Origin of the sequence: Corynebacterium meitnerae, from assembly GCF_027570075.1 — a bacterium.
GTDB classification, from domain to species: Bacteria; Actinomycetota; Actinomycetes; order Mycobacteriales; family Mycobacteriaceae; genus Corynebacterium; species Corynebacterium meitnerae.
This window is the reverse complement of sequence record NZ_JAKMUS010000022.1, coordinates 16570-31345: the sequence shown is the minus strand read 5'-3', so window position 1 is coordinate 31345 and position 14776 is coordinate 16570. Positions and strand designations below refer to the sequence as shown.

The following is a 14776-nucleotide window of genomic DNA, read 5'->3' as shown; positions in this document are numbered from 1 at the left end:
CAAAGGTTACTGGCGGTGGCCGCCCCCTATTTCCTGGGGCCCACCATCAGCAAGCGTTACACCACACTAAGGGACGCAACCCACACAAACAATCGGACACCCTCAACTGAATCAACCCACGCTTACACACAACTGCTGCGCAGAATCGCCCAACCGTTATGCGTCGTCCTCGACGGCGGACAAGGCGCCTACTCAGCGATCAAAGCCTGCTGGCCCACAACCATGATCCAACGCTGCCTCGTCCACGCCCAACGCGTCATCCGTCGCTACACCACATCACGGCCCCGCACCGACGCTGGCAAAGCGATCTATGCCCTAGCGCTGAAACTGACCAAGATCACCACCTTGGACCAGGCACGCCAGTGGACCATCAGACTGCACGAGTTCGGGGTGGTCTACAAGGACTTCCTGAACGAGAAAACACCCGTACCCAAAGAGCGCCGCACCCCCAGCCACCAATGGGAATTCACACATATCCGGGTCCGAAAGGCATACAACTCGCTTTTGCACTTATCGCACAACAACTGGCTGTTTGCCTATCTCCAACCCCCGCCAGAAGCACTCGAACCGGCCCGGTGGGCAGCAACCACAAACAGCCTAGAAGGCGGAGTCAACGCACATCTCAAACGCATCGCTGACGCCCACCGAGGCAGATCCGGGGAACGACAACGCAAGATGCTCGAGTGGTACCTGCACTCGAAAATGCAGCTGCCTGACAACCCACTCGAGATCGCCAGGCAGTGCAATTACGGACAAGATCAACTCGCCAAAGTTCCCGATCTCGTCCCAGAAGACCACAACACAGCCGACCACGAAACAGGACGACCAGCCTTCTACGACAACGCTATCCCAACCGAATACCAACGCAACATAGGAATCCGCAAAGGCCCCATGCAATAAAGAAATGCCCGCCCGGCGACACGCCGAGCGGACACACTTTTTGCTACTTAACCCCCAGGTGGGTTGGGCAGAGAAAAAGGAAAACCCCCTCCGCGGAGGGGGTTTGATCTGGTCGGGATAACAGGATTTGAACCTGCGACCTCTTCGTCCCGAACGAAGCGCGCTACCAAGCTGCGCCATATCCCGGTGTCCGAAAACCATGGCCGAGGGGCCGTGGTGCGGTACTCGGGATACTCTAGTCCACGGCGCCGATACTGCCAAAACGCCTGATCAAACCCATGGCACCGCGGTGCCATGGGTTAGGAGGGGCGCTCAGTGATCCGGATGAGGCTGGCGGACGGGCGGCAGAACAGTCGGACCGGAGCGAATTTGGAGGTGCCCAGGCCGTTGGACACTTCCAGCCACATCTTGCCGTAGCGGTGCAGGCCGGAGGCGCGCCCCCGATCGATGTCGGCGTTGGTCACCAGGGCGTGGCCGCCGGGGAGGCAGATCTGCCCGCCGTGGGTGTGGCCGGCGAGAACCAGGGGATAGCCGTCAGCCTCAAAGCGGTCGAGGACACGCCGGTAGGGGGCGTGAGTGACACCGATGGCCAGGTCGGCGGCCGGGTTGGGGGCGCCGGCGACGGAGTCGTAGTCGTCGAAGTCATGGTGGGCATCATCGGTACCGGTGACAGCCAGTTTCAGGCCGCCGGCTTTGAACTCCAAGCGGGCATGGGTGGCGTCCTGCCAGCCGCGCTCAATGAACGCGGCGCGCATGCCCTTCCACGGCAGGTCCACGTAGGAGGGTTCACGCTTCTGGTCCAGCAGGTACTTCAACGGATTGACCATGCGCGGGGCCCAGTAGTCGTTGGTGCCAAAGACGAACACACCGGGGCGGTCCAGCAGCGGGCCGAGGGCGTTGAGTACGTCGGGGACGGCACGCTCATCAGACAGGTTGTCGCCGGTGTTCACCACCAGATCCGGATTCAGGGCATCGAGGGCACTGACCCACGCCACCTTCGTCTTTTGCCCCGGGATCATGTGGAGGTCGGAGACGTGGAGGAGGGTGAAGGCGGGGGGCCGGCTCGAGGCGTCGATAAGCGGATTGCGCGGCAACGTGCCGGGCGGAAGGATGGGCAGCTCGTATGTTTTGAGCTGGAATTTTGTTAGTTCACGCACGCCGAGTGCGAACGTCGCGGCGCCGAGACCTGCGCCTGCGAGGGCTAGTTGTACCAGTCGCTTCCTCATTCGCCTAAGACTACCCTCGACTATTCTCGGAACCATGAGTGAACTGAAATCAAAGATCTCCGCCGACCTTAAAGAAGCCATGAAGGCGAAGGACAAGACCCGCCTGGGCGCGATTCGTATGCTGCTCGCTGCGATTCAGACCGAGGAAACGGAAGGCACGAAGCACGAGCTCACGGACGATGAGGTGCTGAAGGTCATCGCGCGCGAGATCAAGAAGCGCCGCGAATCCGCCGAGATCTACACGCAGAATGGCCGCGAGGATCTTGCGGAGACGGAGCTCGCTGAGGTCGCTGCGCTCGAGGTGTACCAGCCGGAACAGCTCAGCGATGAAGAGGTGGCCAAGCTTATCGACGAAGCTGTGGCCGAAACCGGCGCCACCTCCATGAAGGAGATGGGCCAGGTAATGAAGCTGGCTACGGAGAAAGCCGCTGGCCGCGCGGACGGCAAGCGCCTGTCCACCGCGGTGCGCGCACGCTTGGCTTAGTCGCTTCTACCCGAAGAAATCCGAAACGCTATCGGCGAAGCGGTTGAAATCCCGCTCAAAATCCTCCCGCGAGTAGCTGGGCGCGGAATCGTCGTCGTTTGACCGGCGGCGGTCCCTGTCGCGGGAAGGTGAGCCGTCAGAGACCACCAGAGTGATGGTGGAATTCGGGCCTGGGTCCGATACGGAGCGGGTGTTCACCACCTCGTCGCGCGGCTTGCCGGTGCCAGAGGTGGTTGTCTCGCGGACGCGGAACCCGGCGTCTTCCAGTGCCTTGCGGGCTTCATCCTTGTGCATGCCCACCACGCGCTTGAGTAGCTCCTTGCGTGCGGACGGGTCGAACAGCGCGCTCGGCGCAGGCAGACCTGCATTTTCGACGCCCGCGCGCGACGCCATCGCAAACCACGAGTGCGCCGCTTCGTGCCCGCCGTAGAGGCTGCCGTTGGAGCACTGGCGCACCGGGCCGGTGCACAGCGGGGTGGTCTGTGTGCCATCGTTATATATATAGGTGGCGGCAGCGAAGCCATTGTTGAATCCGAGGAACGCCGAGGACTGGTGGGACTCGGTGGTGCCCGTCTTGGCGGCCACCGCGCCATGCCAATTGTTGGCACCGGCTGCGTCCTTGGCGGTGCCGGAGACGGCGTCCTCAGACATGCCGCCGGCAAGACCGGCTGCCACATCCTCAGATACTGCCTGCTGGCAATCGGGGCGGTCGATGAACACTTCTTCGCCGTTGCGGTCCACGACCTTCTCCACCGGGTTCGGTTCACACCACATGCCCTTGGATGCCAACGTTGCGCCAACATTGGACAGCTCGAGTGGGTTCACCGGGGTGGGGCCCAGGGTGAAGGAGCCCAGGTTGTGCTGGCGGAAGTAGTCGGCGATGGAGCTCTCCCCATCAAAAGTGCCAGCATCCTCATAGGAGCGCAGTCCAAGACGGACGGCCATGTCCACGGTTTCTTCCACGCCCACGTTCTCAATGAGCTTGACAAACGACGTGTTCGGCGACTGCGCCAGCGCATCCCGCAGGGTCATCTCTGGGGCATACGTACCAGCGTTTTCCACACAGTAGGCGCCAGCCGGGCAATTCCGGGCGCCACCTTCACCCATGCCGTAGACCACCGCACGGGTGGGTACTTCGAGCTTGGACTCGAGGTTGTAGCCCTTCTCCAACGCAGCAGCGGCGGTGAAGATCTTGAACACCGAGCCAGCGCCGTTGCCCACCATGGTGGAGGTTTGCGGGAGCACCGTCTCACCCGCATCTTGGTCCAAGCCGTAGCCGCGGGAGGAGGTCATGGCCAGAATCCGGCGGGAATCCTCGCCAGGCTCAACCACGTTGATTACCTCGGCCACGCCCTGCTGCTTGGGGCTGACCGCGCCGGCGGCAGCCTCATGCGCGATGGCCTGAACCTTCGGGTCCAAGGTGGTGGTGATGGTGTAGCCGCCACGCTCAATCTCCTCCATGGGCAAGCCCTTGCTGTCCAGGTAGCGCAGCGCGTAATCACACAGGAAGCCGGAATCGCCGGCGGTGATGCAGCCACGGGGGAGGAGGGAGGGCTTTTCCAGGATTCCCAACGGTTCCTGGGCGAAGCGGTCCGCTTCAGCCTGGGCGAGGTAGCCCGCATTCACCATGGCTTGGAGGACCGTGTTGCGGCGTTCCGTAGCGCCCTCCGGGTTGGTATACGGGTTGAGAAGCTCAGATGACTGCAGCATGCCCACCAACATGGCAGCCTGCGGCACCGTTAGTTCCGCCGCGGAGGAATCAAAGTAGGTGCGGGCAGCCGCTTCAATGCCGAAGGCGTGATTGCCAAAGGAGACGAGGTTGAGATACCGCGCCAGAATCTCCTCCTTGGACAACTGCTTGTCCAGGTCGGAGGCCATGCGCATTTCACGCAGCTTGCGGGGAATGGACTGCTCGGTCGCAGCGCTCTGCTCCTCCGGGTTATCTGCCTCCACGAGCAGCAGGTAGTTCTTCACGTACTGCTGGTTGATCGTGGACGCACCCTCAGCCACTCCACCGGCCAGGATGTTGGTCACCATGGCGCGTGCAAAGCCTTGCATGTCGACGCCTTCGTGCTCATAGAAGCGCCTGTCCTCGATAGCCACGAGCGCATCCTTGGCTGCCTGGCTGATCTCATCTGGCTCTACCTCGTAGCGGCGCTGGGTGAAGATCCACGCCATCGGATCGCCGTTCTTATCGGTGACTGTGGTGACGCCGGGGGCGGTGCCGTCGGCAAGCTCCGCGAGATTGGATTGCATCGTCGAATTCACACGGTTGATGGCGGCACCGCTAATGCCGGCGACGGGGGCAAGGGTGAGTACGGCAGCGAGCGCCGCGGCCACGACGCCGACAAGCAGTTTTCCTAACGAACCTAGTGATGACACCCCTCATACACTACGGCGTGCTTTTGCGAAGCGGAATCATCACCTACCCCCGAGTGTGTGATCTAGTCGACAGTTTTGAAAGGGCGTGATTAGACTTACATCCCGTCGCCACATAAATTCCGGCGCTTTGGAAAATATTTGGGTCTTTGAGACTTTTGGAAAGGAGACTGTTGTGACTGCGACGCTCAGCAACCGCACTCTTGGAACTGCTGCTGCTCACCTGAAGGGGAGTGTCGATCTAGTACGCCCGGTCAAGCCGTCCTCTTTCAATGGGTTCCGTGTAACACCGCAAGCACGGCCGCAAGACACGGTGGACACGTTTGAGCGTGGCGAGTGGGTCACCCAAGCTGTGTGCCGCCAGGGCGATCCGGACGCGTTGTTTGTCCGTGGAGCTGAGCAGCGCAAGGCGGCCGCCATCTGCCGCAACTGCCCTGTGCTGATGGAATGCCGTGCGGACGCGCTGGACAACAAGGTCGAATTCGGCGTGTGGGGTGGCCTCACCGAGCGTCAGCGCCGCGCAGTTCTTCGCAAGAACCCGGACGTGACGGACTGGGTAGAGCACCTCAAGGCCGGCCGCGAGATTGTCGGCCTGTAGGTCCCCCTCGCTCCTGGTTACTTCCCCAGGAGCTTTTGCAACAGCGTGATCACACCCGCGATACCAGCGGTAATACCGCTGAACACGAACGTCACTGCCAATAGGCCTGAGACGAGTGACTCTGCATCGGGGTCCAGCGTTTCAAGCAGGATCACGAACAACACAAACGACGCCACGCAGAGGATCGCCGACCACTTGAACACCTTGGGCGCGCGCTTCTTCGGCCGGGGCGCAGCGAGAGGCGTTGGCTTCACGACGTCCCCGCCCCCAACCGCCGCCGCAAACGGGTCATAGGGCGAGCTCCACGCCTCCTTTAGTAGTTCTTCTGGCGTTGGATCGGCGGCAGCCGGCTTAGGTTCTTCGATCACGGGCGCGGCAACTGGTGTTTCCGGGACACCGTCGATAGCCAGGTCGACGACCAGCTCCACCAGCTTGTGCTGGCGTTTTTCACCGACGCCCGGCAAATCAATCACATCGTCCGCACTGGCGCTGAGCATCTGGTCGTGGTGCAAGCTCCATACGGCCAAGTACCGGTCAATGCCCGCGCCGGTGGCTTCGGGGGCATGGTGGGGCAACAACGCGGCGGCAAGCTCATGCAGTGGCCGGTCGGGGTAGAGCGAGATCCACGCGGCGGCGATGTCAGCGCTATCGGTGCCGGCGAGAAGCTCCTCCGCAGTGAGCCAGGGGAAGAGTCCCAGTAGGGAATCATCGATGTTGTCCACCTGGCCAACGTCGACAGGCTCAAGCGCCTGAGTGTTGGAGGATTCCAGCGCGCTGAGCAGCTGCGCAAAGGCGGTCTCGCCGATGATGGGTACACCCTTTTCGCGTGCCAGCTGTGCCTTCCCGCTCATGGTGTCCGGGTTCGCGGCCACGAGGACCGCGCACGTGCGCTTCACCCCGCCAACGTCGAGGCCGGCAGCCGTTGCGCGTTGCGCCCACACCTCGCGGGGGAGATCAAGGGTTCCGGTGAACGCCACGCGATCGCCGGGCTTCAGGGCAAAACTTGCCTGCACATCACCGGTGGTCGGATGTTCCATCAGGGCTGCTGTGACCGTAGGGTCTACTCCCAGCGCACCACCGATGGCCAGTAAGGTCGCACGCTCACTGTCCGTGATCACCCCGTCGGCCCAGGCCTCAATGACGAGCTGACGGATGAATTCCTCATTGATCGCATCCACATCGTCGGGGCCTAAGCCCGATTGGACCGCTACCTTTTCAAGCTGCTGGACCTCGGTGCGAGAAATCTCATGATCGATGAGCGCGCGGGTCAATTCATCGCGGTACGCATCCTCATTCTTGTGCCCACTCGCCGGGAGTGACTGTGACAATTTGTGAGCCCACGTGCCCTCGCGTGAAGCACTGCCACGAGGCAACAAGTTCGCAGTGGAGGTTGGGCGGGTGGTGCACGTAGCTGCCGGAAAACCACTGATCGGCGCTGCATTGTGCGCGACAAAGTGGGTGAAAAGCTTGGCCGTCGCCTGCGCATCCCCCACAGCGGAGTGGGGGAAATCATTGTGAAGGCCGGTGGCGTCGAGAGCCTCTGCCAGCTTTTTTACCCCCAAGTAGCGGGATGCCAGATCCATCGTGTCAATCCACCGCGCCGGCAGCTTCACATTAACTCCCGCGCGCTCAAAGGATTGCTCCAGGAAACGGCGCTCAAACGGCGCGTTGTGCGCCACAAGCACGCGCCCATTCAGCACGTCACCGAGGTGCTGCGCCACATCATCAAAGGTGGGAGCATTAACGACGTCCGTTGCCGTGATCTTATGAATCTCCGAATTCGAAATATCCCGGAGTGGCTGAATGAGGGTTTCCCACGTGCCTTGGACCCCAAGATTGGGGTCCAAGAGGACCACACCAACTTCAATGATCCGGTCGTTGCTGGAAAAACCCGTGGTCTCCAAATCCACTACCGCGTATCCCAACTGATTCACCATGTCCGCCATTCCCTCAGGCCGATGCTTGTTTTTAGAAGTTCTTACATGCCTCAAGCTAATCGATGGCTCCGACATGCCTTCCGAAACTGGGGCTCACCCGTTCGAAAGGGCATGATTGCGGTGGCGGAGTGGAATGCACCGGTAGTGTGGTGGCCATGAAGAAATGGGAATACGTCACTGTGCCACTGTTGTCTCACGCCACGAAGCAGATTCTGGATACGTGGGGTGAGGAAGGCTGGGAGCTCGTCACCGTCACTCCTGGCCCGAACCCGGACAACATGGTTGCGTACATGAAGCGGGAGCTCTAAACCATGGCAGTGCTTGAGCGTATTGAAGAACTGGGACTTACCCTTCCGGCCGTTGCTGCACCTGTCGCTGCTTATGTTCCCGCCGCCAAGGTGGGCAACCAGGTGTGGACGTCGGGCCAGCTGCCTTTCGTCGACGGTGCTCTGCCCGCCACCGGCAAGGTCGGCGCGGAGGTGCCGGAGGAAGAGGCTTACGGCTTTGCCCGCACCGCGGTACTGAACGCACTTGCTGCAGTTCATGCTGAGGTTGGTTTGGAGAATGTCGTGCGTGTGCTCAAGGTTGTGGGCTACGTGGCATCTGCCCCGGACTTTTACGGCCAGCCAGCCGTCATCAACGGTGCATCTGAGTTGATCGGGGACATCTTCGGTGAAAGTGGTGCTCATGTCCGCTCTGCCGTGGGCGTAGCAGTGTTGCCGCTGAATGCCCCGGTTGAGGTGGAGTTGGTTGTTGAGGTCCGCTAGGCGCAGCTCTTCGCCCATTCTGCTGTGGAAGCGGTAGGGTGGAGTACATGAAGCATCCTGCTTATAGCCAGCTGCGTCCAGTGACCCCCTCCGCTGGTGTTGTTTTGGCACCGAACCCCAGCTATGCCGCGTTGGAGGGTACTAATACTTGGGTGATCCGCGATCCGGAGGATGAGTTCTCCATCGTGATCGATCCGGGCCCGGAGGACGAAGGACACCTCAATGTCGTTTCGTCCAAGGCCGACAAGGTTGCCCTCATTCTGTTGACGCACCGTCACCACGACCACGCGGATGGCGCTGTGCGCTTCCGTCAGCTCACCGGCGCTCCGGTGCGTGCCTTCGATGAGCAGTACTGCTCCGAGGGTGAGGAGCCTTTGGAAGACGGTGAGATCATCAAGGTTGACGGCGTCACCCCGCAGATCAAGGTGGTGCACACCCCGGGTCACACAGCTGATTCGGTGTGCTTCTACATCTACTCCGGTGATCCGAACAACCCGGATTCAGTGCTTGAGGGCATTGTCACCGGTGACACGATCGCTGGCCGTCACACCACCATGATTTCGGAAACCGACGGTGACTTGGGTGATTACCTTGAGTCCCTGTCCAAGCTTGAGGAAGACGGCGCAGGAGTCCCGCTACTGCCGGGCCACGGCCCGGATGCGGAGAACCTGGCGGAGTTTGCCCGCAAGTACATTGACCGCCGCGAGTACCGCCTGGATCAGATCCGCAAGGTGCGCGAGGAGCGCGGCAATGATCTGTCCATCACGGAATTGGTGGATGCGATGTATGACGACGTAGATCCGGTGCTCCGTGGTGCTGCTGAGCAGTCCACGCGCGTGGCTCTGCGTTACCTCGACGGTAAGAAATAGACCTCACCAAAAACAAAAAAACAACAGCCGCCCGCTGCCTTTGGCTCGGGCGGCTGCACGATTTTTGAAAGTTGAGTGCACGTCCTGGGCTTTTGCCGGATGGATGCATGATTTTTGAAAGTTGAGTGCACCGGCCCACCCGCGGGCCGCAGACCGGCCCGAAACGAAGCGTTAGCGAGCGCGGCGCGCGAGGTGCTCCGTGTCCACGATGACAACGGACTTGCCTTCGAGGCGGATCCAGCCGCGCTGAGCGAAGGTGGCCAGTGCCTTGTTCACGGTCTCACGGGAAGCGCCGACGAGCTGAGCGATCTCTTCCTGCGTCAGATCGTGGTTGACGCGTAGGGCGCCACCTTCCTGGACGCCGAAGCGGTTGGCCAGCTGAAGCAGGGTTTTAGCCACGCGGCCTGGGACGTCGGTGAAGATGAGGTCTGCCAGCGATGCGTTGGTGCGGCGGAGGCGGCGGGCCAGCACGCGGAGAAGCTGCTGGGAAATCTCCGGGTGATCGGCGATCCACTGCTTGAGCATCTCCGAGTCCATGGTGGCGGTGGTGACCTCAGTGACACACACTGCGGAAGAGGTGCGTGGGCCCGGGTCGAAGATGGACAGTTCGCCGAACATGTCGGAGGGGCCCATGACGGACAGTAGGTTCTCGCGGCCATCGGGGGCGTGACGGGCAAGCTTCACCTTGCCGTCAATGATGATGTACAGGGTGTTTCCCGGCTCGCCCTCATCGAAGATGGTGGTGCCACGGGGGAACGTTTCCGTCTGCATATCGCCGATGAGGTTCACCACCGCATCAGGGTCGACTCCCTGGAAAATGCCGGCGCGTGCCAGTGTGTCCTGTACGCTTTCCATCGCTTCTCCTTCTTGGTTACTTGAGGCGCTAAAGGCCTAAGACATAGTGTCACCCTGGCGTGCTGTGGAATTGGTCACCCATGGCCAGGTTCACGCCCTAGGTCACATTAGTCACCAGAGTAGCATGTCGGCCATTCCGTCCATGCGGGTTTGCCGTACTTTGGCAGGCCTTTTTAAGAAAAATTTGCCCCACAAAACAATTATGGCTAGTTGTGGCTTCCCGCAACGGCGGTTTCCAGCCGTTCCATCAGCACAATGAAGAGTGCGAGAAACAGAGGCGCGAAGAGGGCCGCAAGAAAAGTAACCATGCTCCTTATATTAAGGCGCAATACTGTATCGCTGACTCTCAGCTACTGTCTCCCGCGATCGCTATAGTTAACGGCATGTCTGACGCCGTTTCACCCAACCCGCAGTTTGCGCGCCGGACTCGTCGCCCCGGTACGCACCCGGCAGCGAAGGGGAAAGAAACGGAACTGGGGCGCACCCGTCGTGGCCGGCGCATTAATCGGATGCTGGCCCAGGTGTACCCAGATGCGCATGCAGAACTGGATTTTTCTAACCCACTCGAATTGCTCGTGGCCACTGTCTTGAGTGCCCAAACAACGGATGTGCGCGTGAACCAAGTCACGCCTGAACTGTTCCGGCGTTTCCCCACGGCAGAGGCCTATGCCGCCGCTGACGTGGATGAGATCGGGGAGATCATTCGGCCGGTGGGGTTCTACCGGGCGAAAGCGGGGCATTTGAAGGGGTTGGGGGAGATGCTCGTCGATAAGCATGGTGGCGAAGTCCCTGAAGACCTCGATGATCTGGTGAAACTTCCTGGCGTGGGGCGAAAAACTGCGCATGTGGTGCGCGGCAATGCCTTTGATTACCCGGGGTTGACTGTGGATACGCACTTTCAGCGGCTCGTGCACAGGCTTGCGCTGACGGAGGAGAAGGATCCCGTGGCGATCGAGCATGCGATCGGCGCGATTATTGAGAAAAGCGAGTGGACAATGTTCTCCCACCGCATCATTTTCCATGGTCGGCGCGTGTGCCATGCGCGTAAGCCAGCGTGCGGAGCGTGCCCGATCGCGTATGAGTGCCCGAGTTTTGGGGCCGGCCCGACCGAATGGGATGAGGCTGCGGAGTTGGTCACGGGACCTGAACGAGAGCACATCTTGGACCTCGCCTCCGGCGGCGATGGGAGCGAGCGATGAACCGAAATCTCCTGCTTGGCGTGGGTGCGATGGTGGTAGTCACGGTGCTCGTGATTATCGGCGCGCTGAAGCTTTTCAGCGTCGCACCGGGGCCCGAAACCTCCCTGAGCACGGAATCTGCGGCTGAGGAGACAGCTGATCCGGGCGTTGATGAGGGGGCATCGGAGGCCACCAACGACGTCGCACCTGGCTCACGCCCGGACTGTCCTGCGAAGACGGTTGGTGGGGTGGAGCTGCCGTGCTTGGGTGGCAACGAAGCTTCGATGCAGAACCCGGGGCCGAATGATGTGACCGTGGTCAGCCTGTGGGCATGGTGGTGTGCGCCGTGCCGGGAGGAGCTGCCATTGCTCGCCGAGTACGCGGCGGCGCATCCGGAGCTTTCCGTCGTGGGTGTCCATGCGGATAAGAAGGCAGCTGCTGGTGCAGCTTTCTTGGATGAGATTGGTGTTGATCTGCCGTCCTACCAGGATGATTCCGGTGTGTTTGCGGCGGCGCAGGAGTTGCCGCCGGTGGTGCCCATCCTCATGGTGTTCCGGGGTGAGGAGCGGATTGGCATGTTCGCTCGGCCATTCACCAGTGTTGAGGATATTGCGAGTGCTGTCGAGGGGGTTGTGTAATGGGTGTGCAGATTTTTCCCGAACGTTCGCCACTGTGGTTGCGTGGGCTCACCGAGGTGCTGGGCAGTCCAGGCAGTGCGAAGCTGGTGCACAAGATGCAAGGCCACATGCGCTTCGCCTCCCGTAAACCGAAGCATGCGGCGGTGCTCATGTGCTTCACCGGCAGTGCAGATGCTGCGACGTTGCCGGAGGACGCCCAGATCCTGATCACCCACCGCACCCCGACCTTGCGGAACCACTCCGGGCAGATGGCGTTCCCGGGTGGAAGGGTAGACCCGGGCGACGCCGGCCCGGTGGGCGCAGCGCTGCGCGAAGCACAGGAAGAAACCGGCCTGGATCCGTTCGGGGTGACACCGCTGGCGGTGCTGGAGTCCATTGCGGTGGGCCCGTCCGGTAACCCGGTGAACCCGGTGCTGGCATACGCGCAGGAACCGGGGCCGGTGTGGGCAGCGAGCCCGGATGAAAACGATGATGTTTTCTTTGTGCCGCTGTCCCACTTCATCAACCCAGACAACCGTTTCCGAGTTGCTCGCTTGGGCTGGTCGGGCCCAGCGTTTGAGCTGGATGGGTACGTGGTGTGGGGGTTCACGGCCTCCTTGCTGTCAGTGATGATCCGGGAAGCAGGGTGGGAAGAGCCGTGGGAGCACAAGGACGCGGTGGATCTGCGCAAGGCCCTCGGTAGTTCACGCAATGGGGAGGGGCACGGCTTCTAAATGGTTTCGGGTTTTCTTATCGTTGATGTCGTTGTCATTCTGTTGCTCCTCGCTGCACTGATCAGCGGGTGGCGTAGCGGTGCACTATCAGCAGGGCTTGGTGCGCTGGGCATTATCGCTGGTCTCGTCGTAGGCCTTGTTGTTGCATCGGCGGCTGTTGGATTGTCAGATGTACCGAGCGTGCGCATGTTGCTCGTGCTGGCCACGGTCGTGTTGTTCGTGGGTGTGGGCAATATTGTGGGCGCAACAGTGGGGTCCACTCTGCGGGATCGCATGCGTACGAAGTCCTCTCAGCGGTGGGATTCGGGGCTCGGCGCGGTGTTCCAGGGTGTTGTTGCCACGCTGGTGATCTGGCTCGTATCGTTGCCCATCGCTGCGAATGTCTCTGGCCCACTCGGCACTGCTGTGCGCGAATCACGCGTGCTCAGCGCGATGGACAGCGCCACGCCAACATGGGGCAAGCAGGTGCCTGAGCAGATTGCAGCGCTTATCGACGTCGCCGGCCTCCCACCCATGGTCTCCCCCTTCCAAGCACAGGGAGCAGAAGTGGCGGAGCCGGATCCGGCCGATGTGGATCCAGCCGTGATTGAGAAGCTGCGCCCGAGCGTGGTGCATGTGTTGGGGGATGCGGAAAGCTGCCGCCGTCGTCTTTCCGGTTCCGGCTACGTGGCGGCACCGGATTACGTGATCACCAATGCACACGTGGTGGCCGGCACCAACTCTGTTGAGGTGGACACCGTCCTCGGTGTGAAGGAAGCAGACGTGGTGTTGTACAACCCCGAGGTGGACCTCGCGGTCCTTCATGTCCCTGCCTTGGGCATTCCACCGCTGGAGCCCGCACAACGCCCCGCCCGCAGTGGTGATGGCGCTGTTGTCCTTGGCTTTCCTGCTTCCGGCCCCTTCACCGCTTCACCGGCACGTGTGCGTGACAAGATCACCATCTCTGGCCCGAATATTTACGCCACGGGCCGCACTGAGCGTGAGGCCTACACGCTGCGTGGCCAAGTGCGTCAGGGCAATTCTGGTGGACCTTTGGTCACGCCCGAAGGAAACGTCACGGGAGTCATCTTCGGTACCGCCGTGGATGGCAGCAACACCGGTTATGCCTTGACGATGGAGCAGGTCAACGAGGTTGTGGGGGAGATTGGGCGGCTGAAGGGTGCCGTCGATACGCAAACGTGCATGGGTTAGAACCGCGCACCAGTTAGGTGCCTGCGAGGAATGAGTTCAGCGCAGCGACGAACGCGCCGGGCTTTTCAATGTGCGGCACATTCTTCGTGCCCGGAATGCTCCTCTGCTGCGTGTTGGGCGCGCGGCGGCGCGAATACCTTGTAATCCGCTCCCACACCTTTTGCCGTGGGTGAAGCAGCAGAACAGGAGCGTGAACCGGCCCATCCAACGTGTACTTGGGGGAGGGGTCCGGCAGCTCGATGAGCTTTGGAATGAGCAACCGTGAATTGCGCACGATCCCGCGCAACGCGTGATCAATCCTGGCGGCGCGGATGCGTAGGTCCAAGGCCTCCTCGAACGCGGGCGTACTTGTGAACTCTGGGGCGGTGTTGATGGTGAGTTCGCGGCGCCAAATGGTGGGGATGAAGCGCCGACTTGCGCGAATAATGCCACGCGGCAACAGGCCCACACGCACGCGCACCGTCATGTACATGAGCTCCCACGGCCGGCGAAGCATGTGCGTGCGCAGATCATGCGGATGCGCCGCGGAAATGGAGGTGAGGGAGCGCACACGGTGCGGATACGCCGCGGCATAGACCCACGCCATCGCGCCCCCGGTGTCATGGCCAACCAAGTGCACCGTGTCATGGCCAAGTGCCGTAATCACGCCATCAATATCCCCCAGCGCCAACAGCACATCACTGCCCGGTTGTGCTGGCGGCTTGTCTGACATACCGTAACCGCGCATATCCACCGCTGCGACGTGGAAGCCCGCTTCTGCTAATGGTGCGATGACGTGCTGGAAATCCATCCACGCACCAAACGTTCCGTGGATGAGCAGCACCAGCGGATCCTTCGGGTCGCCGGCCACCGCCGCATGCAAACGAATTCCGCGGGTATACAGCAATGTGTGCTCGAATGGCCCCTCCAGGGCAACCGTGTTCGGCGATACGGGCTGCCGCGGTACACGCGGTACACGTGGCGCACGCAGTGCTAATCCAGGAAGCAAGCGGTTGAACTTCATGTGGCGGCCACTACCCCCTCACATAACAAACGCGCCCG

The 14776-nt window shown here is 61.4% G+C and carries 15 protein-coding genes and 1 tRNA gene; 10 read left to right on the top strand and 6 right to left on the bottom strand.

Annotation, left to right across the window (positions count from 1 at the left end; genetic code table 11):
- The coding region (locus tag L8U60_RS10295) for an IS1249 family transposase (RefSeq protein ID WP_269966284.1) at positions 1-900 on the top strand (900 nt) is incomplete at its 5' end.
- A gap of 109 nt (positions 901-1009) precedes the next feature.
- On the opposite strand, the gene L8U60_RS10290 is transcribed toward L8U60_RS10295, so the two are convergent.
- Positions 1010-1086: transfer RNA gene (locus L8U60_RS10290), tRNA-Pro, on the bottom strand.
- Between the two features lie 113 nt (positions 1087-1199).
- Entirely contained in the window at positions 1200-2126 is a 927-nt protein-coding gene (locus L8U60_RS10285) for a metallophosphoesterase (protein WP_269966283.1), read from the bottom strand.
- Between the two features lie 34 nt (positions 2127-2160).
- On the opposite strand from L8U60_RS10285, the gene L8U60_RS10280 reads away from it, so the two are divergent.
- Positions 2161-2610, top strand: coding sequence for a GatB/YqeY domain-containing protein (locus L8U60_RS10280; protein WP_269966282.1), 450 nt, complete (start codon positions 2161-2163; stop codon positions 2608-2610).
- Positions 2611-2616: 6 nt separating this feature from the next.
- Here the strand turns inward: L8U60_RS10280 and L8U60_RS10275 are convergent, their stop codons facing one another.
- Entirely contained in the window at positions 2617-4992 is a 2376-nt protein-coding gene (locus L8U60_RS10275) for a transglycosylase domain-containing protein (protein WP_269966281.1), read from the bottom strand.
- A gap of 310 nt (positions 4993-5302) precedes the next feature.
- On the opposite strand from L8U60_RS10275, the gene L8U60_RS10270 reads away from it, so the two are divergent.
- Positions 5303-5587 (top strand): WhiB family transcriptional regulator, encoded by a 285-nt coding sequence (locus L8U60_RS10270; protein WP_269966287.1) that lies wholly within the window; start codon positions 5303-5305, stop codon positions 5585-5587.
- A 17-nt stretch (positions 5588-5604) separates the two neighbouring features.
- On the opposite strand, the gene L8U60_RS10265 is transcribed toward L8U60_RS10270, so the two are convergent.
- Positions 5605-7524: an exonuclease domain-containing protein gene (locus L8U60_RS10265; protein ID WP_269966280.1), complete on the bottom strand. Its 1920-nt coding sequence runs from the start codon at positions 7522-7524 to the stop codon at positions 5605-5607.
- A 155-nt stretch (positions 7525-7679) separates the two neighbouring features.
- Between L8U60_RS10265 and L8U60_RS10260 the strand changes: the two genes are divergently transcribed.
- From L8U60_RS10260 to L8U60_RS10250, 3 genes are read left to right on the top strand one after another with little or no spacing between them, the layout of a single operon-like run.
- Positions 7680-7832 carry a Sp36 family protein gene (locus L8U60_RS10260; protein WP_269966279.1) on the top strand — a complete coding sequence of 51 codons (153 nt, stop codon included), beginning with the start codon at positions 7680-7682 and terminating at the stop codon, positions 7830-7832.
- Between the two features lie 3 nt (positions 7833-7835).
- A complete protein-coding gene (locus L8U60_RS10255; RefSeq protein ID WP_269966278.1) occupies positions 7836-8291 on the top strand; it encodes a RidA family protein in 456 nt (151 codons plus the stop codon).
- A gap of 47 nt (positions 8292-8338) precedes the next feature.
- Positions 8339-9160: an MBL fold metallo-hydrolase gene (locus tag L8U60_RS10250; protein ID WP_269966277.1), complete on the top strand. Its 822-nt coding sequence runs from the start codon at positions 8339-8341 to the stop codon at positions 9158-9160.
- Positions 9161-9331: 171 nt separating this feature from the next.
- Here the strand turns inward: L8U60_RS10250 and glxR are convergent, their stop codons facing one another.
- Positions 9332-10015 (bottom strand): CRP-like cAMP-activated global transcriptional regulator GlxR, encoded by a 684-nt coding sequence (gene glxR / locus L8U60_RS10245; protein ID WP_269966276.1) that lies wholly within the window; start codon positions 10013-10015, stop codon positions 9332-9334.
- A 383-nt stretch (positions 10016-10398) separates the two neighbouring features.
- On the opposite strand from glxR, the gene nth reads away from it, so the two are divergent.
- Genes nth through L8U60_RS10225 form a run of 4 tightly spaced genes read left to right on the top strand, consistent with a single transcriptional unit; the run spans position 10399 to position 13735 of the window.
- Positions 10399-11214 (top strand): endonuclease III, encoded by an 816-nt coding sequence (gene nth, locus L8U60_RS10240; RefSeq protein WP_269966275.1) that lies wholly within the window; start codon positions 10399-10401, stop codon positions 11212-11214.
- A complete protein-coding gene (locus L8U60_RS10235) occupies positions 11211-11831 on the top strand; it encodes a TlpA family protein disulfide reductase (RefSeq protein WP_269966274.1) in 621 nt (206 codons plus the stop codon). The genes nth and L8U60_RS10235 overlap by 4 nt, the downstream gene beginning before the upstream one ends.
- Positions 11831-12544, top strand: a complete 714-nt coding sequence (locus tag L8U60_RS10230) for an NUDIX hydrolase (protein ID WP_269966273.1) — start codon at positions 11831-11833, stop codon at positions 12542-12544. The genes L8U60_RS10235 and L8U60_RS10230 overlap by 1 nt, the downstream gene beginning before the upstream one ends.
- Entirely contained in the window at positions 12545-13735 is a 1191-nt protein-coding gene (locus L8U60_RS10225; RefSeq protein WP_269966272.1) for a MarP family serine protease, read from the top strand.
- 13 nt (positions 13736-13748) lie between these two features.
- Here L8U60_RS10225 and L8U60_RS10220 read toward each other — a convergent pair whose 3' ends face one another.
- Entirely contained in the window at positions 13749-14738 is a 990-nt protein-coding gene (locus L8U60_RS10220) for an alpha/beta fold hydrolase (protein ID WP_269966271.1), read from the bottom strand.
- Positions 14739-14776 lie beyond the last annotated feature (38 nt).

What these genes read in the sequence shown, in the direction of transcription:
- L8U60_RS10285 (WP_269966283.1), bottom strand. Translation starts at nt 2,126, where the DNA reads ATGAGGAAGCGACTGGTACAACTAGCCCTCGCAGGCGCAGGTCTCGGC.
- L8U60_RS10280 (WP_269966282.1), top strand. Translation starts at nt 2,161, where the DNA reads ATGAGTGAACTGAAATCAAAGATCTCCGCCGACCTTAAAGAAGCCATG.
- L8U60_RS10265 (WP_269966280.1), bottom strand. Translation starts at nt 7,524, where the DNA reads ATGGTGAATCAGTTGGGATACGCGGTAGTGGATTTGGAGACCACGGGT.
- L8U60_RS10260 (WP_269966279.1), top strand. Translation starts at nt 7,680, where the DNA reads ATGAAGAAATGGGAATACGTCACTGTGCCACTGTTGTCTCACGCCACG.
- L8U60_RS10255 (WP_269966278.1), top strand. Translation starts at nt 7,836, where the DNA reads ATGGCAGTGCTTGAGCGTATTGAAGAACTGGGACTTACCCTTCCGGCC.
- L8U60_RS10250 (WP_269966277.1), top strand. Translation starts at nt 8,339, where the DNA reads ATGAAGCATCCTGCTTATAGCCAGCTGCGTCCAGTGACCCCCTCCGCT.
- glxR (WP_269966276.1), bottom strand. Translation starts at nt 10,015, where the DNA reads ATGGAAAGCGTACAGGACACACTGGCACGCGCCGGCATTTTCCAGGGA.
- nth (WP_269966275.1), top strand. Translation starts at nt 10,399, where the DNA reads ATGTCTGACGCCGTTTCACCCAACCCGCAGTTTGCGCGCCGGACTCGT.
- L8U60_RS10235 (WP_269966274.1), top strand. Translation starts at nt 11,211, where the DNA reads ATGAACCGAAATCTCCTGCTTGGCGTGGGTGCGATGGTGGTAGTCACG.
- L8U60_RS10230 (WP_269966273.1), top strand. Translation starts at nt 11,831, where the DNA reads ATGGGTGTGCAGATTTTTCCCGAACGTTCGCCACTGTGGTTGCGTGGG.
- L8U60_RS10225 (WP_269966272.1), top strand. Translation starts at nt 12,545, where the DNA reads ATGGTTTCGGGTTTTCTTATCGTTGATGTCGTTGTCATTCTGTTGCTC.
- L8U60_RS10220 (WP_269966271.1), bottom strand. Translation starts at nt 14,738, where the DNA reads ATGAAGTTCAACCGCTTGCTTCCTGGATTAGCACTGCGTGCGCCACGT.